The 20,193-nt window shown below is 66.9% G+C and carries 18 protein-coding genes and 1 riboswitch; of the genes, 6 read left to right on the top strand and 12 right to left on the bottom strand.

Going from position 1 to position 20,193, the window contains the following annotated elements:
- Positions 1 to 26 precede the first annotated feature (26 nt).
- Positions 27 to 404 carry a RidA family protein gene (locus KW830_RS11630; RefSeq protein ID WP_066538300.1) on the top strand — a complete coding sequence of 126 codons (378 nt, stop codon included), beginning with the start codon at positions 27 to 29 and terminating at the stop codon, positions 402 to 404.
- Between the two features lie 6 nt (positions 405 to 410).
- Here KW830_RS11630 and KW830_RS11635 read toward each other — a convergent pair whose 3' ends face one another.
- The 8 genes from KW830_RS11635 to KW830_RS11670 form a co-directional block, all read right to left on the bottom strand.
- Complete coding sequence (locus KW830_RS11635; RefSeq protein ID WP_218333263.1) at positions 411 to 1,265, bottom strand: alpha/beta hydrolase; 855 nt, start codon at positions 1,263 to 1,265, stop codon at positions 411 to 413.
- A gap of 114 nt (positions 1,266 to 1,379) precedes the next feature.
- The gene (locus KW830_RS11640) at positions 1,380 to 2,879 is read right to left on the bottom strand and encodes a M20 family metallopeptidase (RefSeq protein WP_218333264.1); all 1,500 of its coding nucleotides are present in this window, start codon (positions 2,877 to 2,879) and stop codon (positions 1,380 to 1,382) included.
- 122 nt (positions 2,880 to 3,001) lie between these two features.
- Positions 3,002 to 5,005, bottom strand: coding sequence for a Cache 3/Cache 2 fusion domain-containing protein (locus tag KW830_RS11645; RefSeq protein ID WP_218333265.1), 2,004 nt, complete (start codon positions 5,003 to 5,005; stop codon positions 3,002 to 3,004).
- 224 nt (positions 5,006 to 5,229) lie between these two features.
- Complete coding sequence (locus KW830_RS11650; protein ID WP_218333266.1) at positions 5,230 to 6,402, bottom strand: glycerophosphodiester phosphodiesterase; 1,173 nt, start codon at positions 6,400 to 6,402, stop codon at positions 5,230 to 5,232.
- A gap of 122 nt (positions 6,403 to 6,524) precedes the next feature.
- Positions 6,525 to 7,355, bottom strand: coding sequence for a 2-oxo-tetronate isomerase (gene otnI / locus KW830_RS11655; RefSeq protein ID WP_218333267.1), 831 nt, complete (start codon positions 7,353 to 7,355; stop codon positions 6,525 to 6,527).
- Between the two features lie 84 nt (positions 7,356 to 7,439).
- Positions 7,440 to 8,024 carry a methionine biosynthesis protein MetW gene (metW, locus tag KW830_RS11660; protein ID WP_066538321.1) on the bottom strand — a complete coding sequence of 195 codons (585 nt, stop codon included), beginning with the start codon at positions 8,022 to 8,024 and terminating at the stop codon, positions 7,440 to 7,442.
- Positions 8,021 to 9,151: a homoserine O-acetyltransferase gene (locus KW830_RS11665; RefSeq protein ID WP_218333268.1), complete on the bottom strand. Its 1,131-nt coding sequence runs from the start codon at positions 9,149 to 9,151 to the stop codon at positions 8,021 to 8,023. Before KW830_RS11665 ends, metW begins: the two co-directional genes overlap by 4 nt.
- 115 nt (positions 9,152 to 9,266) lie before the next feature.
- Positions 9,267 to 9,848, bottom strand: a complete 582-nt coding sequence (locus KW830_RS11670; RefSeq protein WP_066538324.1) for a TMEM165/GDT1 family protein — start codon at positions 9,846 to 9,848, stop codon at positions 9,267 to 9,269.
- 103 nt (positions 9,849 to 9,951) lie between these two features.
- A riboswitch (yybP-ykoY riboswitch) is annotated at positions 9,952 to 10,058 on the bottom strand.
- Between the two features lie 238 nt (positions 10,059 to 10,296).
- Here KW830_RS11670 and KW830_RS11675 point away from each other — a divergent pair.
- Together KW830_RS11675 and KW830_RS11680 are read left to right on the top strand one after the other, a co-directional pair.
- Positions 10,297 to 10,632 carry an RNA-binding protein gene (locus tag KW830_RS11675; protein ID WP_066538329.1) on the top strand — a complete coding sequence of 112 codons (336 nt, stop codon included), beginning with the start codon at positions 10,297 to 10,299 and terminating at the stop codon, positions 10,630 to 10,632.
- 233 nt (positions 10,633 to 10,865) lie between these two features.
- The gene (locus KW830_RS11680; protein WP_218333269.1) at positions 10,866 to 11,345 is read left to right on the top strand and encodes an RNA-binding protein; all 480 of its coding nucleotides are present in this window, start codon (positions 10,866 to 10,868) and stop codon (positions 11,343 to 11,345) included.
- 114 nt (positions 11,346 to 11,459) lie between these two features.
- On the opposite strand, the gene lptC is transcribed toward KW830_RS11680, so the two are convergent.
- From lptC to KW830_RS11700, 4 genes are read right to left on the bottom strand one after another with little or no spacing between them, the layout of a single operon-like run.
- Positions 11,460 to 12,056: an LPS export ABC transporter periplasmic protein LptC gene (gene lptC / locus KW830_RS11685; RefSeq protein ID WP_066538337.1), complete on the bottom strand. Its 597-nt coding sequence runs from the start codon at positions 12,054 to 12,056 to the stop codon at positions 11,460 to 11,462.
- Positions 12,053 to 12,601: an HAD family hydrolase gene (locus KW830_RS11690; RefSeq protein ID WP_066538345.1), complete on the bottom strand. Its 549-nt coding sequence runs from the start codon at positions 12,599 to 12,601 to the stop codon at positions 12,053 to 12,055. The genes lptC and KW830_RS11690 overlap by 4 nt, the downstream gene beginning before the upstream one ends.
- Positions 12,601 to 13,608: an SIS domain-containing protein gene (locus KW830_RS11695; protein WP_066538347.1), complete on the bottom strand. Its 1,008-nt coding sequence runs from the start codon at positions 13,606 to 13,608 to the stop codon at positions 12,601 to 12,603. The genes KW830_RS11690 and KW830_RS11695 overlap by 1 nt, the downstream gene beginning before the upstream one ends.
- Positions 13,609 to 13,667: 59 nt before the next feature.
- The gene (locus KW830_RS11700; protein ID WP_083520471.1) at positions 13,668 to 16,139 is read right to left on the bottom strand and encodes an EAL domain-containing protein; all 2,472 of its coding nucleotides are present in this window, start codon (positions 16,137 to 16,139) and stop codon (positions 13,668 to 13,670) included.
- A gap of 215 nt (positions 16,140 to 16,354) precedes the next feature.
- Here KW830_RS11700 and KW830_RS11705 point away from each other — a divergent pair, with 215 nt between their 5' ends.
- The 3 genes from KW830_RS11705 (at position 16,355) to KW830_RS11715 (ending at position 20,142) form a co-directional block, all read left to right on the top strand.
- The gene (locus KW830_RS11705) at positions 16,355 to 16,912 is read left to right on the top strand and encodes an adenine phosphoribosyltransferase (RefSeq protein ID WP_066538348.1); all 558 of its coding nucleotides are present in this window, start codon (positions 16,355 to 16,357) and stop codon (positions 16,910 to 16,912) included.
- Between the two features lie 69 nt (positions 16,913 to 16,981).
- Entirely contained in the window at positions 16,982 to 18,070 is a 1,089-nt protein-coding gene (locus KW830_RS11710) for a DUF4105 domain-containing protein (protein WP_255578330.1), read from the top strand.
- A 128-nt stretch (positions 18,071 to 18,198) separates the two neighbouring features.
- Positions 18,199 to 20,142, top strand: a complete 1,944-nt coding sequence (locus tag KW830_RS11715) for a triacylglycerol lipase (RefSeq protein WP_272971165.1) — start codon at positions 18,199 to 18,201, stop codon at positions 20,140 to 20,142.
- Positions 20,143 to 20,193 lie beyond the last annotated feature (51 nt).

The raw sequence follows: 20,193 nt of genomic DNA on the forward strand, positions 1-20,193 counted from the left end.
GCCGTCCGCCACCTTGGAGTTTCTGCATGACTGTTTCCACCTCCGGCCCCATCACCCGCCACCATGTGGGCGCCCGCCTGTCCGAGACCGCGGTCCACCACGGCACCGTCTACCTGGCCGGCCAGATCCCTGAAAACCACCCGGATGGCGACATGCGCGTGCAGACCCAGGAGGTGCTGGGCCATGTGGAACGCCTGCTGAATGAAGCGGGCAGCAGCAAGGCCCACATCCTGTCGTGCAACATCTTCATCCGCAACGCGGCCGACATCACGGTGATGAACGAGGTCTGGGATGCCTGGATCGTGCCCGGCCACACCCCGCCCCGCTGCACCGTGATCGCCCCAGCCATCAACCCCCAGTACCTGATCGAGGTGGTGGTCATCGGCGCACAGATCGCGGCCTGATACGGCCTAACGCGGCGGAAACTGCTGGTCCAGCCACTGCTGCAGCCGGGTGAACACCGGCGCCGCCAGGGCCTCGCTTTCGTTGAAGATCTCGTGGAACGCCGGCCCAAAACACTGGGCCTGCAGCACCGCTGGCGGCGCCAGGCGGGCCAGGGCGGCACTGCCCGCCGGGTCCACCACCCGGTCCTGCCCGGCCCACAGCAGCAAGGTGGGAGTGCGCCAGGCCGGCGCCCGGGCCACGACCCGCGCGCCGCCTTCGGCCATGTAGCGCGCCATCCGGCCGCTGATGCGCGGGCGCTGTAAGGGATCGCGGTCATAGGCCTGCACCACCGCCGGGTCGTGCGACAGATGGCGCGAATCCACGCCATTGTGGACGCGCAGATTCGGCAGCAGCCGGGGCAGACTGGCCAGCAAGGCTTTCTGCAACCCCGACAAATGCAGCGCCAGCGCGGGAGAGGACAGCACCAGGCCCTCCACCTGGCATGCACCAGATGCCACCGCGTCCGCCGCCACCAGCCCGCCCATGCTGTGTCCCAGCAGCACCAGGGGCCGGGAGGCCGGCATGCCGGCACGGGTGGCATCCAGCACCTGCGCCAGATCGTCCAGCAGCCGGCCGTCGCTGCTCAGGCCGCCCCGGGGGCCGCCCGACCGGCCGTGGCCATACTGGTCATAGGCCCGCACGGCCATGCCCCAGCCGTTCAATCGCTGCGCCAGCGCGGCATAGCGGCCGGCGTGCTCGCCCATGCCGTGCACGATCAGCACCGTGGCGCGCACCGCCGCCGCAGGCGCCAGCGGCCAGTCGTAGACCGCCAGGGGCGTGCCGTCAGCGGCGGGCAGGAAAGTGGACTCTGTCGGATGCATACCGCGGGGCTCTCCTTGCAGTACCCGGCGCGGTCGGCCGGGAATACCAAAAAATAGCTGCCTGCGCCCTTTGCGTGGGCTTTGGCAGCTATTTTGGGGAATTCCCTCAGCGACTCAAGCTGTCGCTTCCTCGGATTGCGCCACCGGCATGGCGGCAATCACCTGTGCCACGGCGGCGGTGAGCTTCTTGGCATAGGGCACATGCAGGAACTCATTGGGGCCGTGGGCGTTGCTCTTGGGGCCCAGCACGCCGCAGACCATCATCTGTGCGGTGGGGAAGCCCTGGCTCAGCAGGTTCATCAGCGGGATGGTCCCGCCCTGGCCGATGTAGCCGCAGTCCGCGCCAAAGTGGGCCTGGCTGGCCGCATTCAGGGCGGTTTCAAACCAGGGGCTCATGCCCGGGGCGTTCCAGCCGCTGGAGCTGGACAGGCCTTCCCAGGTCACCTTGGCCTGGTACGGCGCATTGTCTTCCAGCAGCCGCTTCATCTCCTGCACGCAGGTGGCGGCGTCCACCAGCGGCGGCAGGCGCAGGCTGAGCTTGAAGGCCGTGTAAGGCCGCAGCACATTGCCCGCGTTCTGCAACGTGGGAAAGCCTTCGGCGCCGGTGACGGACAGCGTGGGCTCCCAGGTGCGCTTGAGCAGGGCTTCCACCGGGTCGGTGGTGGTGGGCAGGGCCACCAGCGTGCTGCCGCCGCAGTCATGGTGGGCCCAGGGAAAGCGCTTGTAGGTTTCCTCGCCCAGGATGGCCGCCGTGGCCTTGGCCTGGGCCAGACGCTCGGGCGGCACCTGGCAGTGGAAGCTGGCGGGCAGCATGCGACCGGTTGCGCTGTCCTCCAGCCGGTCCAGCACCTGGCGCATGATGCGGAACGACGAGGGCACCACGCCCGAGGCATCGCCTGAGTGCACCCCTTCGGTCAGGATTTCCACCTTCAGCGTGCCGCTGGCCATGCCGCGCAGGCTGGTGGTCAGCCACAGCTGGTCGTAATTGCCGGCACCGCTGTCCAGGCAGATCACCAGTTCCACCGCACCCAGGCGAGGACGCAGTGCATCCACATAGGGCAGCAGATCGCGGGAGCCGCTTTCTTCGGCCGTCTCGATGATGCCCACGATGCGCGGGTGGGCCACGTTCTGGCGCTTGAGTTCCTGCACCGCCGCCACGCTGGCGTAGACGGCATAGCCATCGTCTGCGCCGCCACGGCCGTAGAGCTTGCCGTCCTGGTACACCGGGGTCCAGGGGCCCAGGTCGCTGCGCCAGCCTTCGAATTCGGGTTGCTTGTCCAGGTGGCCGTACATCAGCACCGTGGGGGCGCCGCTGGCATTGGCTCCGGGCTGGGTGCCTTCCACCTCGAAGAACAGCACCGGTGTGCGGCCTTCCAGGCGCACGATTTCCAGCCTCAGGCCGGGCACTTTCTGCGCTTCCACCCAGGTGGCGGCGTTGCGCAGCACCGTGTCCAGCAGGCCCTGGGCCGCCCAGTCGGGGGCGAACATGGGTGATTTGGCGGGAATGGCGATGTAGTCCTTGAGCTGGGCCACGATGTCGCGGTCCCATTGCTGGCTGACATGCTCCAGCGCCTGTGTGGTGTCCAGCGCGGTGGACGGAATGCGTGCGTTCATGGCGAAGCTCCTGGTCACTGCGGCCCGCACAGGGCGGACGCGAAGCAACCATTGTGCGCCATGCCGGAGCCCCCACAGCGCAGGGGGGCCAACCCGCCCCGGCCGGCCCGCCGCAGCCGGCGTCAGCGGGGCAATGCCGGCAGTGCTGCGGCCGCTGCCGGCGCCGCCAGATCCAAGGTCAGGGCACCGGCGGGCTGCAGCTTGAACACGCTGACCGCCGCCTCCAGGCCGCTGGCCTGGTCGCGCATGCTGGACGAAGCCGCGGCCGACTCCTCGACCAGCGAAGCGTTCTGCTGGGTCAGCTGGTCCAGCTCGGCCACATCGTGGTTGACCTGGGCCATGCGCTCGGCCTGCTCCGAGGCGCTGGCCGAGATCTCGCCCACGATGTCGCCCATGCGCTGCACGGAGCTGACGATCTCGTCCATGGTCTGGCCGGCGGCCTGGACCAGCTGGGCACCGGACTCCACCTGGTGGACCGAGCTGCCGATCAGCGCCTTGATCTGCTTGGCCGCTTCGGCGCTGCGTCCGGCCAGCGAACGCACCTCGCTGGCCACCACGGCGAAGCCCCGGCCCTGCTCCCCGGCACGGGCGGCTTCCACGGCGGCGTTCAAGGCCAGGATGTTGGTCTGGAACGCGATGCCATCGATCACACCGATGATGTCGGCAATCTGGCGGCTGCTGTCGTTGATCGCCCCCATGGTGCGCACCACCTGGCCCACCACCTCACCGCCGCGCGAAGCCACTTCCACGGCCGAGGCCGACAGCTGGTGTGCCTGGCGCGCCGCATCGGCGGCCTGGTGCACGCCCTGGGCCGTGTCCACCATGCGCTGGGCGGTGCGCGCCAGCCGGTCTGCGGTGTTGTCGGTGCGCTCGGCCAGATCGGCATTGCCCAGGGCAATCTGGCTGCTGGCGCTGGCAATGTTGTGCGCCGCCAGACTGACCTGCTGCAGCATGGCCACGTAGCGCTGGCGCATGTCTTCCACTTCGCGCACCAGATCGCCAATCTCGTCGCGACGCGGGCTGTGGAAGGGCTGGGTCAGATCGCCCTGGGCCACCAGGGTCAGCGCCTGCGTCAGCCCGCGCAGCGGCTGGCTCACGCCCCGGCGCAGCACCCAGAACAGGCCGGCGGCCAGCAGGGCCAGCGCCACCGCCATGGCACCCCATACGGCAAACAGCGCACGGCGCTGGCCGGCCATGGCTTCGCGGTCCGAGACTTCGGTCACCACCCACCAGCCGGACTGGGTCTTGCGCACTACGGCCCAGGGGTCGGCCCCTTGCTCCGGCAGCAGCGCGACCGCGTCGCGCACCCAGCCGTCCGGGCTGTCGGCCAGCGCCTGCAATGCGGCCTGGGCCTGGGGAAGGGCCTCCAGCACCTTCTGGCCGGCATGGCTGGGATGGGCCACAAACCGGGCCTGCGCCAGGCTGGTACCCGGGTCGATCACCATGGCACCGCCATGCTCGTACAGGCGCAACCCGGACACCTGACGCAGCAGGCCTTCCTGGAAGGCGCTGAGGTCGGTGCCCACAAACAGAATCCCCACCACCTGGTTCTGCGCATCGCGCAGCGGCGCGTAGTGCGTCATATACGGCTTGCCGAACAGCGTGGCGCGGCCGATGAAGCTCTGGCCTTCGCGCACCCGGGTATAGGCCGCATGCTGACGGTCCAGCATGGTGCCGATCACGCGCTCGCCCTGCGGGTTGCGCAGCGAGGTGGTGATGCGCACAAAGTCATCGCCCTGGCGGGCAAACACCGTGGCCACGCCACCGGTGTCGGCGCTGAACTTGTCCGGCAACGCAAAGTTGCCGTTCAACACCTCGCCGTCCACCGACAGCTGACCGCTGGCGCTGTCCAGCGCCACATGGCCCGCAAAGTGGCGGGCAAATCCTTCAGAGGCCTTGACCACCATGTCGCGGTTGGCGTGCTCCACCGCGTCGACCGAAGCCACCAGCGCCTGGGTGGCATGGCCCACGCTGGCTATCAGCTGCGTGCGCGAAGCCTGGTTGGTGATGGACGCGGTCACCAGGCTCAGCGCCAGCAACACCAGCGCCACCATCGCGATGGCGATGGCGGTGACCCGGCGGGCCACGGAACGGCGGCCTGCAGCCGCAGAAGAAGAGGACAACATGGAATATCCGCACCTGGACACAAAACGGGCGGATTCTCACATTGCGTTACTGAGTAAGTCCTGACGAACGGCAAAGCCCTGCAATCCGTCCGCTTTTTACGGCAACCGCAGGGCTTTTTGCACCAATACAGGGAATTTTGCCTCTATCGCCACTGGCTGACGGCTCCGGCCCGCCATCGGCCGCCGGCCGTCCACAGCAGGCACCCTCTGCCGTGCGGCGCCGCTCAGCGTGCGTGGTAGGCGGCAATGGCCTTGCGCCCCTCGGCCGGGTCATCGGTAAAGATGCCATCGATACCGGTGCGCAAAAAGGCTTCGAAGTCCGCCGCCACATTGCCGCGCGTGGCACCGTTCTCCACCGGGTGGGCTTTCAGGGCGGCGGGCAGAAAAGCGTTCTCGGGGCGCAGCGTCCACACATGCACCAGCAGCCCGGCGCGGTGGGCCGCCCCCACCAGGCCGGTGGGCGCAGCGTTCTTGCCCTCCTTGACCGGCACGACCATGGATTTGCTCGGACCAATGCCGTTGGCGTAGGTGGCCACCTGGGCCAGGCCTTCGGGCGTGGTCAGGTCGGCATAACTGGGGCCCCTACCCCGGGCCACGCTGTCGTAGGGCTGACCCTTGGGGCTGAGCAGCTGCACCAGGCGCACGGTGCTGCGCGCGCGGATCCAGCGCAGGTTCTCCACCTCGAACGACTGCACCAGCACCGGCGCCTGGGCGTCGTTCCAGCCGTTGGCGGCCAGCACCTGCAGCAGCACCGGCTCCAGCGGCTTGCCGATCGACTGGAAATAGCTGGGGTGCTTGGTTTCCGGGTAGATGCCCACGGTGCGGCCGGTGCGCGCGGTCTCGGCCTTGGCCAGGTCGATGATCTCCTGCAGCGTAGGCACCTCGAACTGGCCGTCAAAGCGCACATTCGCCGGGCGCACGGCGGGAATGCGTTCGCGCGCGCGCAGCGTCTTCAGCTCGGCCAGCGTGAAATCCTCCACAAACCAGCCGGTGATGCGCTCGCCGTCGATGGTCTTGGTGGTCTTGCGCGCCGCAAATTCGCGGCGGTCGGCCACATCGGTGGACGCCTCCTTCAGGCTGCCGTCGGCGTGGAGCATGGCGATGGCGTTTTCGTGCCGCGCCACCAGCACGCCATCCCGGGTGATGACCAGATCGGGCTCGATGAAGTCCGCTCCGGCGGCAATGGCCACCCGGTAGGCTTCCAGCGTGTGCTCGGGACGCAGGGCCGAGGCCCCCCGGTGGGCAATCAAGGCCGGCTTGGGCGGCCAGGCGCCGGCACGGGGCGCGGTGGGGGCGGCCCCCTGTGCCGCTGGGCTGCTGCAGCCGGTCAGCCCCCACGGGCCCACCAGTGCAGCAGCGGTGGCGGTCAGGCAGTGGCGGCGGGTGATGGCGGGCATGGCAGTCTCCGGTTGCAAAGGTTTTTTCCATCCGCGCAGCGGCGCGGCGCTTTCTGCCCCTGATTTCACCACCAAACAGGCAGTGGTCCTTGCGGCGCCGCGCACCGCTTGCAAAGGGTTTTTCAGATTTCTGCCGCGTCCGTGCGGGCATAGGCCTGCAGCCAGCCCAGTCCCTGCGAGGTACCGGCACGCGGGCGGTATTCGCAGCCGACCCACCCGGTGTAGCCCAGCTGGTCCAGCAGATCGAACAGATAGGGGTAGTGCAGCTCGCCGCTGTCCGGCTCATGCCGGTCGGGCACGCCCGCAATCTGGATATGGCCCACGCGCCCGGTGGGCAGGTAGTGGCGCAGCTTCATGGCCACATCGCCTTCGACGATCTGGCAGTGGTACAGGTCCATCTGCACCTGCAGCCGGGGTGAATCCACGGCCTGCACCAGCGCATGCGCCTGGTCCTGGCGCTGCAGGTAGTAGCCGGGCATGTCGCGGCCGTTGATGGGCTCGATCAGCAGCGCCACCCCCGCATCCTGCGCCTGCTGGGCGGCCCAGTGCAGGCGCTCCGTCACCAGGGTCTGCACGCCGGCATGGCTTTGACCCGCAGGCAGCAGGCCGCCCATCACATGCACGCGCGGGCATTGCAGGACGCTGGCGTACTCCAGTGCCTGCTGCAGGCCCGCACGGAAGGCCGCGTCCTGCCCGGCCAGGCACAGCGTGCCGCGGGCACCGGCGTCCCAGGCGGTGGCCATGGCGTCCCGCGTCGTGCCGCCCGGCGGCGCGTTGAACAGCACCTGCTGCAGGCCATGGGCACGCAGCTGCTGCGCCAGCTGTGCCGGCGCATGGGCATAGGGAAACAGGTATTCCACCGCCCGGAAACCATCGCGCGCCGCAGCGGCAAAGCGTTCCAGAAACGGCAGCTCGGTGTACATCAACGACAGGTTGGCAGCGAACTGGGGCATGGGCCCATTATCGGAAGCGCCCTGCCCTGCTGTCTGTCACCGGTCTGTCGCAGGCGACGACATTGCGCCCGCCTGTGCGCCAGATCAACCTCTTTCGAGGCAGAACACCGCCGTGCTGGCGCGCAGATTGGGCAGGGTGCGAATCACCTGGCCCTCCCGCAGGCCGAAGGAGTCGACCACGTTCAAGCGGTTCTTATGCGCCAGCACCTCGAAGTCCTTGTACGTGCCCACGCGGATATTGGGCGTGTCATACCACTGGTACGGCAGGTGGCGCGTGACCGGCATGCGCCCGCGCAGCACCGAAAAGCGGTTGGGCCAGTGGGCGAAATTGGGGAAGGTGACCACGCTCATCCGGCCCACGCGCGCGGTTTCGCGCAACATCGTTTCGGTATTGCGCAAGTGTTGCAAAGTGTTTATCTGCAGCACCATGTCGAAGCTGTTGTCATCGAAGATGGCCAGACCTTCATCCAGGTTCAGCTGCAGCACATTGACGCCGCGCTGCAGGCAGGCCAGCACGTTGTCGTCGCTGATCTCCACGCCGTAGCCGGTACAGCCGCGTTCACGCTGCAGATACTGCAGAAAGGCGCCATCGCCGCAGCCCAGGTCGAGCACGCGGGCGCCCTGGGGCACCAGCTGGGCCAGTGCTTGCATGGTGGGGGTGGCGGTCATGCGCGGAACTCCTTGGCAATGCCTTCGAAATAGGCGCGCATCGCGGCCAGGTAGCGGGGGTCGTCCAGCAGAAAGGCGTCATGGCCGTGCGGAGCGTCGATCTCGGCATAGCCCACATCGCGCTGGTTCTGCAGCAGGGCATGCACGATCTCGCGGCTGCGCCCCGGTGCAAAGCGCCAGTCGGTGGTGAAGCTCACCAGGAAGAACTTGGCCAGCGTCTTGGACAGCGCGGCCTTCAGATTGCCGCCGTGCTGCTTGGCAGGGTCGAAGTAGTCCAGCGCCCGGGTGATCAGCAGGTAGGTGTTGGCGTCAAAGTAGCCGCTGAACTTGTCGCCCTGGTAGCGCAGATAGCTCTCGATCTCGAACTCGATGTCCTGGGTGGTGAACTGGATGTCCGGGCCGTTGCGCAGCGCACGGCCGAACTTCTGGTTCATCACATCGTCGCTCAGGTAGGTGATGTGGCCGATCATGCGGGCGATGCGCAGGCCGCGCTGCGGCACCACGCCATGGGCGTAGAAGTCGCCGCCGTGGAAATCCGGATCGGTGACGATGGCACGGCGTGCCACCTCGTTGAAGGCAATGTTCTCGGCGTTCAGATTGGGCGCACTGGCCACCACCACGGCGTGGCGCATGCGCTCCGGATACTGCAGCGTCCAGCTCAGTGCCTGCATGCCGCCCAGGCTGCCGCCCAGCACGGCCGCCATCTGCCGGATGCCCAGCCGGTCCAGCAGCAGCGCCTGGGCGTTGACCCAGTCCTCCACCGTCAGCACCGGAAAGCTGGAGCCGTACACCACACCCGTGTCCGGGTTGGTGTGCATGGGGCCGGTGGAGCCGAAACAGGAGCCCAGGTTGTTGACCCCGATGACGAAGAACTTGTCGGTATCGACCGACTTGCCCGGGCCGATCATGTTGTCCCACCAGCCTTCGCTCTTGGGCTGGCCTTCGTAGACACCCGCCACATGGTGCGAGGCGTTGAGCGCGTGGCACACCAGGATGGCGTTGGACTTGTCGGCGTTCAGCGTTCCGTAGGTTTCGAACGCAAGGGTGTAGTCGCGGATGCTGTGGCCGCTTTGCAGCGGCAGCGCATCCGGAAAATGCATGGATTGCGGTGTGGCGATGAAGGACATGAAAAAACCCGGCATCGCTAAAAACGAGGCCGGGTCGATAGATGTCGTCGGACGGGTCTTTAGCAGGATTTATAAAGCGCCCGCAAGCTGTAGCAAATCGGCGCGTGAGCGGCAATTATGCCAAATCCTTGAGCATGGGCGCAAAAAGCGCCAGCAAGCCCAGCACCAGGAAAATAACCGCCGACACCAGGTGCACCATGCGGATGGGCACCTTCTTGACCAGCTTGTCGCCCAGCCACACCACCGGGGCATTGGCCAGCATCATGCCGAAAGTGGTGCCCGCCACCACCCAGACATAGGCTCCGCTGTACTGGGCCGCCAGCATTACCGTGGCGATCTGGGTCTTGTCGCCCATCTCGGCCAGGAAGAAGGCAATCAGCGTGGTGCCGAACACGCCCCAGCGGGAATGCTGGGACGTGCCGTCATCGTCCAGCTTGTCGGGAATCAGCATCCACACCGCCATGGCGATGAAGGACAGGCCCAGGATCCAGCGCATGGCGTCCGGGCCGACCATCTGGGTCACCCAGGCGCCCACTGCGCCGGCCAGGGCATGGTTGACCAGCGTGGCCACCAGAATGCCCAGCACGATGGGCCAGGGCTTGCGAAAGCGCGCCGCCAGTACGAGGGAGAGCAGTTGGGTTTTGTCGCCCATCTCGGCCAGGGCGACGATGGCGGTAGAAACAAGGAAAGCGTCCATGGTGGGGTTATCTTGTGTAAATCACGGCCGGATGATTGCGAGCGCGCATTGACCACACCCCGACTCCGGCACGTGGATCGGTGTGTAGTCAATGGTCTCGCCCAGCTCCAACAAGAGAACCGCGTACGCCATAGGGCAAAGCCCCAAGTCTGTTGACGCACGCTTTTGGCACCTTGCGTACCAAACGGGCTACTCCCCAAAGACAAACGGCATTCTACCGCCCCGCCGTGGTGCACTGCGTTTAAATGGGGTTTCCGGGTTTTCTCGGATGACATGTTGTAAGCAGCACAAAGTTGTCTATACCCTGTGAAACTCGCATTCTTATGATTGATAATGCCTTGAGCTTTTGTGCTTATCGCAGAGGCCAGTGCGTTAGCGTCTCTACCGTCGTCACGTTTGCGGACACCTAGGGCTCCATCGCGTTTTCACTTTTTTCCTGGAGTCTTCCATGGGTAACAAACTTTACGTCGGCAACCTGCCGTACTCTTTCCGCGACAACGATCTGCAACAAGCTTTCAGCGAATTTGGCAATGTCAGCAGCGCCAAGGTCATGATGGAGCGTGACACCGGCCGTTCCAAGGGCTTCGGCTTTGTGGAAATGGGCAGCGATGCTGAAGCCCAAGCCGCCATCCAAGGCCTGCACGGTCAAAACCACGGCGGCCGTGACCTGGTGGTCAACGAAGCCCGTCCGATGGCTCCCCGCCCTCCCCGCAGCGGCGGCTTCGGCGGCGGCAACTACGGTGGTGGTGGCGATTTCGGCGGTGGCCGTCGCAACAGCTACTAAATAGCCCGCGCTTTTACGCTTCAACGTCAAAGCGAAAAAAAAGGAACCTTCGGGTTCCTTTTTTGTTTAGAAATGTCACAAATTTGCCCGCCCAACGGTAATGCTTCTTTTGCGCCCCCATTAATAATGTTTTACGGGAATACTCCCGCGGTGATCTGCAGGTCCGGTTTCCAGCGCACAGTGCGATGCAGGCTTGTATAGGTCGAACAAAGAAGGATATTGAGGAGCGATTGATGGGAAATAAGTTGTACGTAGGAAACCTGCCCTACGGCGTGCGTGACAATGATCTGGAACAGGCCTTCTCCCAGTTTGGCACCGTGACAAGCGCCAAGGTCATGATGGAGCGTGACACGGGTCGCTCCAAAGGTTTTGGATTTGTGGAAATGGGTAGCGATGCCGAAGCCAGTGCCGCCGTCCAGGGCATGAATGGCCAGCCACTGGGCGGGCGCAGCCTGGTGGTCAATGAGGCCCGCCCCATGGAACCCCGTCCGCCCCGCAGCTTCGGCGGTGGTGGTGGCGGCTATGGCGACGGCGGTGGCCGCCGCGACAGCTACGGCGGTGGCGGTGGCGGCGGCTACAACCGCGACCGCGAAGGCGGTGGTGGCTACGGTGGCGGCCGCCAGGACGGCGGCTTCCGCAGCCCCTATGGCTCGGGCCCGCGTGGCCGGGGCGGCTATGGCGGCGGCGGTGGTGGCGGCTACAACGGCGAATAAGCCCGCCGCATTACCTCTGCTGCAAAAAAAAGGCCTCTGACAGAGGCCTTTTTTATGGAAACTTTCCCGTGGATCTTTGCGCAGCCATGCCGGCCACATATTCGGTCCGCGGTATTAACGCCCGGGCTCTAGCACCCCCCGCACGCGCCCCTGCATTTGCACCACCCGCGACACATTGTCGTAATCCAGCTGGTCGGCCGTAAACCGGTCCTTGCCCTGGGTCAGCACCACCGGCAAATGCGATTTCACCCGTTCTTCCTGGGTCCAGGCATGCAGAAACTCGCCTTCAAACTGCATGGCGGACTTGGGCGGCAGAGGCTGCCGAACCACCACCGCATTGCCCCACAGCTGGACTTCCGAGGCATCCGAATTGCTGATGCCTTTCTTGGCCGTGGCCGTGGTCTTGGCACCGTCCGGGGCATAGCCGCGCATATCCACATTCTGGATTTCCAGGGTATCGGTATCTGGGTAATGGTCTGCCTGGTCCCCCCGGATTTCGCTTTGCATACGCCCCTGCACATCGAAATCCTTCACCATGAAGTGGACCATGGTGTAGTCCGGGTCGTGGCCCACGGACCGCTCCTGCGCCGCTTTGGGCGCAGACGGCGCATTGCGCACCAGCCACCACGAACCCAGCGCCAGCAAGGCCATCAGCAGCACCGGCAGGTACAGGGACAGGCTTTCCCAGGAGCGGCGGACAGCTTGGATCATGGCAGATAGGCTTCCAGCAACCGGCGGTAGGCCCCCGTGGCGGTCAACAGCAGGTCACAGACCGCGCGCACCGCCCCGTGTCCACCGGCCAAAGGCGTCACAAAATCCGCAAGCGCCAGGCATTCGGCATGCGCATTGGCCGGCGCGCAGGCCAGCGCACTGCGGCTGAGCATGGGCAGATCAGGCCAGTCGTCGCCCATGGCCGCGGCCTGGTGCCAGTCCAGCCCCAGCGCATCGAGGATGGCCTGGGCGGCGGGCAGCTTGTCTTCCGTGCCGTAGCGCACATGGGTGACCCCCAGTTGCTGCAGGCGCAGACGCAGCGGCGCCGAATCCCGCCCGGTCACCACCGCCGGCGTGATGCCGGCCTTTTGCAGCAGCTTGATGCCGTGGCCATCCAGGGTATTAAAGCGCTTGAGCGTTTCACCCTGCTCCGAAAACAGCAGGCCGCCGTCAGTCAACACCCCGTCCACATCCAGGAAGAGCACGCGCACGTTCTGCGCCTTCAGCAGCAGGTCGGGGGGAAATTGCAAAGCAGCGTGGGCCATCAGATCACCTTGGCACGCATCAGATCACGGATGTGCACGATCCCGGCCAGCCGGCCTGCGGCATCCACCGCCATCACCGAGGTGATGCCATGCTGCTCCATCAACTGGGCCGCGTCCACCGCCAGCGCTTCCGTGCTGACGGTCTTGGGGCGGGCATGCATCAGCTGGCCGGCCGTGGCCGTGCGCAGCTCGGTGCCCGCTTCGATGCAGCGGCGCAGATCGCCGTCGGTGAAGATGCCCTGCACCTGCTGCTGTGCATCGACCACCACCGCACACCCCAGGCCCTTGGCACCCATTTCGCGCATCAGCGTGCTGAAGTCGGCATCCGGCTGCACCGCAGGCACATCGCTGCCGGAACGCATCACATCCGCCACATGGGTCAGCAGCTTGCGGCCCAGCGATCCGCCGGGGTGCGAACGGGCAAAGTCCTCGGCCCGGAAACCGCGCGCATCCAGCAGCGCCATGGCCAGCGCATCTCCCAGAGCCAGCTGGGCCGTGGTGCTGGCGGTGGGGGCCAGGTTCAGCGGACAGGCTTCGCGCTCGACACTGGTGTCCAGCACCCAGTCGGCATGGCGTGCCAGCGTGGACTGCAGCCCGCCGGTCATGGCCACAATGCCCACGCCCTGGCGCTTGAGGGCGCTCAGCAGCGAGGTGATCTCGTCAGATTCACCACTGTTGGACAGGGCCAGCACCAGATCCTTGTCGGTGACCATGCCCAGGTCGCCGTGGCTGGCTTCGGCCGGGTGCACAAAGAACGCCGGGGTGCCGGTGGACGCCAGCGTGGCGGCCAGCTTGCGGCCCACATGGCCGCTCTTGCCCATGCCCATCACCACCACGCGGCCGGGCAGGCGCAGGATCTGCTGCACCACCTGGGCAAACACCTGGTTCAGGCGGTCCGCCATGGACTGCAGGGCCTGCACTTCAATGGCCAATGTGCTGCGCGCCAGGTCCAGGGCGCGCTGATCTTCTGGCGCAACAGGGCGCACAGCAACTTGCGAAGCATTCATGGCGAAATTCTATCGGCCCGCCCCATCCCCTGCAGGGCAGCAGCGAGCACCGCCCATGGTTATCCCGCCGGCACCACCAGCCCGGCATGCGCCAGCAGCATCTGCGCCTCGGCCGGCCGCCCGAACAGATAGCCCTGGAACCGCCGGCAGCCATGGGCCACCAGGAAATCCAGCTGACCGCGGGTCTCCACCCCTTCGGCCACCACCTCCAGCCCCAGGCTCTGGCCCAGTGCGATCACGGTGCGCACGATGGCGGCATCGTTCGCGTCCAGCAGCACATCGCGCACAAAGCTCTGATCGATCTTCAGCTGCGACAGCGGCAGGCGCTTCAGATAGCCCAGCGAGGAGTAGCCGGTGCCGAAGTCGTCCAGCGAGAACTGGATGCCCCAGCCGCGCAAGGTCTGCATCTTGGCGATGCTGTCCTCCACCTCGTCCAGCATCAGGCTTTCGGTCAGCTCCAGCTTCAGCCGGTCGGCACGCGCCCCGGTGTCGCGCAGAATGTCCTGCATGCGGGACACAAAGTCGGCATGGCGGAACTCCTGGGCGCTCAGGTTCACCGCCAGGGTCCAGTCGGCGGTGGCCGCATCCTGGGCCCACAGCGCCAGCTGCTGGCAGGCCAGGCGCAGCACCCAGCGGTCCAGCGCGAAAATCAGCCCCATCTGCTCGGCGGCGGGAATGAAGGCCCCGGGCGGAATCAGTCCGCGCTCCGGGTGCTTCCAGCGCACCAGGGCTTCCGCCCCCTGCACCCGGCCCTCGGCATCTACCACCGGCTGGTAATGCAATAAGAAATGGCCCTGTTCCAGGGCCATGCGGATATCCACCTCCAATGCCGCACGTTCGCGCACGGTGCGCTGCAGCTGCGGGTCGAACACGCTCCAGGCATTGCGTCCCCGGGTCTTGGCTTCGCCCAGTGCCAGTTCCACGCACTGGCGCATTTCGTCCACCGAGCGCTCCAGCCCCTGGAAACCCGCCACCCCGATGCAGAACGAGGGCTGGACTGCCCGCCCCTGCAGCTCGAAAGCCTGCCCCAGGATACCGATCAGGCTCAGGGCCATGGCGCCAGCACGCGCGTGGGCCTGTTCCAGGTCCGGCGCCAGGCTTTCGATCATGATCAGGAACTCATCGCCCCCCACGCGCCCCACCACATCGCCGGGCCGGCACCACAGCTCCAGGCGGCGCGCCACTTCCTTGAGCAGCACATCGCCCCAGCTGTGGCCCATGGCGTCGTTGATGTCCTTGAAACGGTCCACGTCCAGCATCAGCAGGGCGCCGGCACCTTGGTGCTGGCTGCGGTGCAGCGCCGCCGTGAGCTGCTGCAGCATGGCGGCCCGGTTGGGCAGCTCGGTCAAATCGTCGGTATAGGCCAGACGGCGGATCTGGACCTCGTTCTGCTTGCGTTCCGTGATGTCACGCGCCACCCCGCAATAGCCCCGGAACTGGCCCTGGGCGTCGATCCTCGGCGTGCCGCTGAGGGACAACCAGACGGTGCTGCCGTCTTCGGCACGGTGGCACATCTCCCAGTCCTGGAAAGGCTGGCGCGCCTCCAGCACCACGCGGCTGCCAGACAGGGCCACGGCCATGTTCGGCTGGTGGCACCACAGCGCCGGCGCATCCACCGGCTGCCCTTGCAGCACCGCCTTCAGGCCCTCGGGGCAGCCATCCAGCAGCACAAAGCGCAGTTGCGCATCCAGCTCCCAGAACCAATCGGACGACAGCGCCGTCATGCTGCGCCAGCGCTGTTCGCTGTGGCGCAGCTGTTCCTGGATGTGCACATAGTCCGTCACATCCGTATAGGTGCGCACCCGGCGCCCGTTGCGCTCCGGATGCGTGCGCACTTCCAGATAGCGCCCTTCCAGGGTACGGCGGATGTAGACCGCAGGGCAGGTGCCGTTGCCGTAGGAGCCCAGCTTGGCGCCGGTCGGCCAGTACACGCTGCCATCCTCCCCGAATTCGCCCCGCGCACGCTGGAACTCGACGAGGTCGCTCAGGAACGGCTCGCCCTGCATCAGGCTGTGGGGCAGACCCACCAGCTCCTGGGCCCGCTCGTTGAAGACATGGATGCGGCCCTCGCCATCCAGGCTGATGATGCCCTGCGAGATGCTGGCCAGCGTGGCCGACAACTCCCGGCTCTGGGCTTCCAGCGCATCCTGGGTGGCCCGCTGCCGGGCCAGCCCTTCGATCTGTTCCGGCAAGGTGTGCAGGTGGCTGGTGCTGCCCGGCAGCTCGGAGCGCACCACGAAATCGGCAAAGCCGGCGCGCATGGCCAGCGCCGCCATGGCCTCCTGGCCTGCGCACACCACCACCATGGCCATGGTCCGCCCCAGCCAGCGCAGGGACTGCAGGGCGTCGCCATCGGCCTGCTCCAGCGCCACCACGGCCACACTGGGAGCATGCCGGGCATGCAGGGCCTGGCCCTGGGCCAGGTCGGCGGCCTGCAATACCTGCCAGCCGGGCCGGGTGCGCTGCAAAAACTGCCTCACCTGGTCCGCATGGGCAGCATCTCCATCGATCAGCAGAACGGTCAATTCCATACAGTTGTGAGGCTCAGGCTGCATCAAAGGCCACAATACCGACACGCGGTATGCACATTCGAGGGCATTATGCGCGGCGCCAGCGACCTGCCTACACTCGCGCACTGCAGTTTTCCCAGCGCGGCTGCGCTGCGCCGGACCGCTTGTCCCTCTCCCACCCCTACGGCACACTCTGCCGAATCTTGAGCGCCTTCGCGCTATTTTTTCCTGACACCATGCCCAGCCTCAGCGTCACCGACTACCTTCGCGCCCACATCCGCACCGTGCCCGACTGGCCGGCCCCCGGCGTGCAGTTCCGCGACATCACCCCGCTGCTGCAGGACCCCAAGGTGTTCCGCGTGCTGATCGACGCCTTTGTGCACCGCTACATGGACAAGGACATGCGCCCCGATGTGGTGGCCGGCCTGGACGCGCGCGGCTTCATCCTGGGCGCCGTGATCGCCTACGAACTGGGCGTGGGGTTTGTACCCATCCGCAAAAAGGGCAAGCTGCCCTTTACCACCGTGGAAGAAACCTACGAACTGGAATACGGCAGCGCCACCGTGGAGCTGCACACCGATGCCGTGAAAGCCGGTGACCGGGTGCTGCTGATCGACGACCTGATCGCCACCGGCGGCACCATGATGGCCGGCAAGAAGCTGCTGGAAAAGCTGGGCGCCACCGTGGTGGAAGGCGCCGCGATTGTCGATCTGCCCGAGCTGGGCGGCTCCGACCGCCTGCGTGGCGAAGGCCAGTTGCCGCTGTTCACGCTGGTGGACTTCGCCGGTCACTGAAGCGACACCACGCCCCGGCACCCGGCATGTGCCGAGCCGCTGCAGCACTTCCCCCACACCTCACCGACCATGGCCTCTGATTCCGCCTCGTCCCTGGCTGCCGCCATGCCCGCGTGGCTGCAGGCTCTGCGCGCCCTGGCCTGGGCCGGCGGCGGCCTGTGCGCCCTGCTGGCGCTGCTGTGGGGTGCCGGCGCGCTCTGGTACCAGTGGGAAGCACGCCCGGCCCTGCTCTGGCCGTTGCTGGTGCTGTGGGGCCTGGCCTGGCTGGCGCTGGCCCTGCTGGCCTGGCACCACCAGCACCTGGGGCTGCTGTGGGGCGGCGGCGCCCTGCTGATGGCGCTGCTGCTGGCCTGGTGGGCCACCATCACGCCGCGTGCGGACCGCGACTGGGCCGACGACGTGGCGCGCATCACCCGCATGCAAGCGGCCGGCTCCGGCGCCGACATCGTCGCGCTGCAGGATGTGCGCAACTTTGCCTGGCGCAGCGAAACCGACTACACCGCCCGCTGGGAAGACCGCCGCTACGACCTGAACCAGCTGCGCAGCGTGGACATGGCCGTTTCCTACTGGATGGGCCCGGCCATCGCCCACACCCTGGTGTCCTTCGGCTTCGAGAACGGCGAACAACTGGTGTTTTCTTTCGAGATTCGCAAGGAAAAAGGCGAAGCCTTTGGCGCCCTGGCCGGTTTCTTCAAACGCTATGAATTGGCACTGATCGCGGCAGATGAGCGCGACATCCTGGCGGTTCGCACCAATGTGCGCGGAGAACAGGTGTTCTTGTACCGCGTGGACATGCCCCAGCCGGCCATGCGCGCGCTGCTGCGTTCCTATGCCGAACAGGCCGCCGCGCTGCACCACCAGCCGCGCTGGTACCACACGCTGACCGCCAACTGCACCACCATCGTCTGGGACATGGCCCAGCGCCTGGTGGGCGGCCTGCCGTTGGACTGGCGGCTGCTGGCCTCGGGCTATCTGCCCGAATACCTGGCATCGGTGGGCGGTCTCACGCCCGGGCTGCCGTTGGAGCAGCTGCGCGCTGCCGGCGACATCACCCAGCGTGCGCAGCAATGGCAGGCCCCTGCGGGAAGCGACGACCGCACGGCCAGCATCGACTTCTCCCGCGCCATCCGCGCCGGCATCCCGCCGCTACAGCCCTGACGTCGCCTGGCCTGGTAGCGCCCTTCACCGCCATTGCAGCACACCGGGCCCGGTCCTCAGCCCCCTGTCATGCAGGGGCGCGCAGGCCTGCCTACACTGGCACACCATCCCGCTTACCCCTGTCTGCCGTGATCCGTTTCCGCCGTCCCTGCCGCCCCCTGCTGTGGCTGCTGCCCGCCTGCCTGGCCCTGCTCACTGGTTGCGCGGGCGTCAAAGTCAGCTCCATCCAGCCTTCGGACTACCTGGCCCAGCGCCGCGCCGATGTGCTGACCAGCGGCCAGCTCAGTCCCGCCACGCGCGAATCGCTGCGGGTCATGGGCAGTGAAGCCAAACCCTGCCTGGCCGATGCCGCGGCCTGCCGCACCGCGCTGCGCAGCAGCGCCGGCCTGACGGACGAGCAACGCCTGTCCGCTCTGTCCGAGCTCTGGGCCCGGGAGGCCATGGACCAGGAACGCGCCCCGGCCACGCAGCCCGGACAGGCCGTGGATGCCTGGCTGGAATCGGCCCGCTACGCCTGGGCCTACCTGTTCTTCACCGAACGCGACCCCACGGCGCGGGCCTTCGAAGACCGCCAGACCCAGGTGCGCGACTACTACAACTACGCCGTGCAGCAGGCCATCACCGGCATGTTCCGCTACCGCAGCACGCTGTCCGAGCCCCTGCCCGCCGACCTGGACGCGCTGCAGGGCGACCGCACGCAGTGGCAGCAATGGCTGCTGACCATGGACCTGTCCGGCCTGCGCCAGCCCGCCCACCGGGTGATGCCGCAGGAGCTGCTGGCGGCCACCTCGCTGACCTTCTCCGGCCTGCGCAACATCTACCGGCGCGACGGCTTTGGCGCCGAACTGGTGGCGGTGTTTCCGCCGCCGCCCGAGGCCGTCGGCCCGGATCCGCGCTGGGGCAGCATGCAAGGCCCGCCCTACCAGGAGGCGCTGTTCCCCGCCATCACCGCCTTGCTGCAGTTTGACGGCGGCACGCTGGCCGAGGTGCTGTCCACCCAGAGCCTGACCGTGCGCCTGCTGGACCCCTACCGCCAGCGCGAGGTGCAGCTGGCCGACAGCCGCGTGCCGCTGGCGGGCAACTTCACCTCGGGCTATGGCCTGTGGCTGGCCCGCTCGGGCTTTTCCACCCAGGCGCTGCGCAGCCTGCTGGGCGTGGGCAACGGCATCGTGCGACCGCAGATCTATCTGATGCAGCCCTACGACCCCAGCCGCCGCGTGGTGGTCATGCTGCACGGCCTGGCCAGCAGCCCCGAGGCCTGGATCAATGTGGCCAACGAGGTGCTGGGCGACGAGCTGCTGCGCAGCAACTACCAGATCTGGCAGGTCTACTACCCCACCAATGCCCCGCTGGCGCTGAACCACCACGCCATCCGCGCCGCGCTGCAGGAAACGCTGGAGCACTTCGACCCCAGCGGCCAGGCGCCGGCCTCGCAGAACCTGACCCTGGTGGGCCACAGCATGGGGGGCGTGCTGTCGCGGCTGATGGTCAGCAGCACCCAGGGCAATATCCTGGATGCCATGACCATGGCGCTGGAGATGCCCGCCCGCACCCAGCGCCAGCTGCGCGGCCAGCTGGCCGAATACCTGGAATTCGAGCCCCTGCCCCAGGTGCGCAACGCCATTTTTGTGGCCGCGCCGCACCGCGGCACCAGCTTTGCCAACCACCGGCTGGCACGCTGGGCCGCCAACCTGATCACGCTGCCGTTTTCCATGGTCGAACAGTTTGCCGATGTGACCCTGGCCATTGCCAACGCCGCACCACGCACCGGCAAGCAGGGGCTGTTCCGCATTCCCAACAGCATCGACAACCTCAGCGACCAGGACCCGTTCATCCGCGCCACGGCCGACCTGCCGATTTCCAGCTTCGTGCGTTATCACTCCATCATCGGAAACGATACACCCAAGTTACCGCTGGAAGAGAGCAGCGACGGCATCGTGCCCTATGCCAGCGCCCACCTGGCCGGAGCGGAGTCGGAGCGCGTCATCCCATCGGGCCACAGCGTGCAGGAGCAGCCCCAGGCAATTGTCGAAATCCGGCGCATTCTGCGCAGCCAGCTGACGGGGCCCTGAACCGATTCCACCATGGTGTCCGGGTGACCGCCCATGCAAAAGGGAGGGCGT

Source organism: Comamonas sp. CMM03, assembly GCF_019218715.1.
GTDB classification, from domain to species: domain Bacteria; phylum Pseudomonadota; class Gammaproteobacteria; order Burkholderiales; family Burkholderiaceae_C; genus Comamonas; species Comamonas terrigena.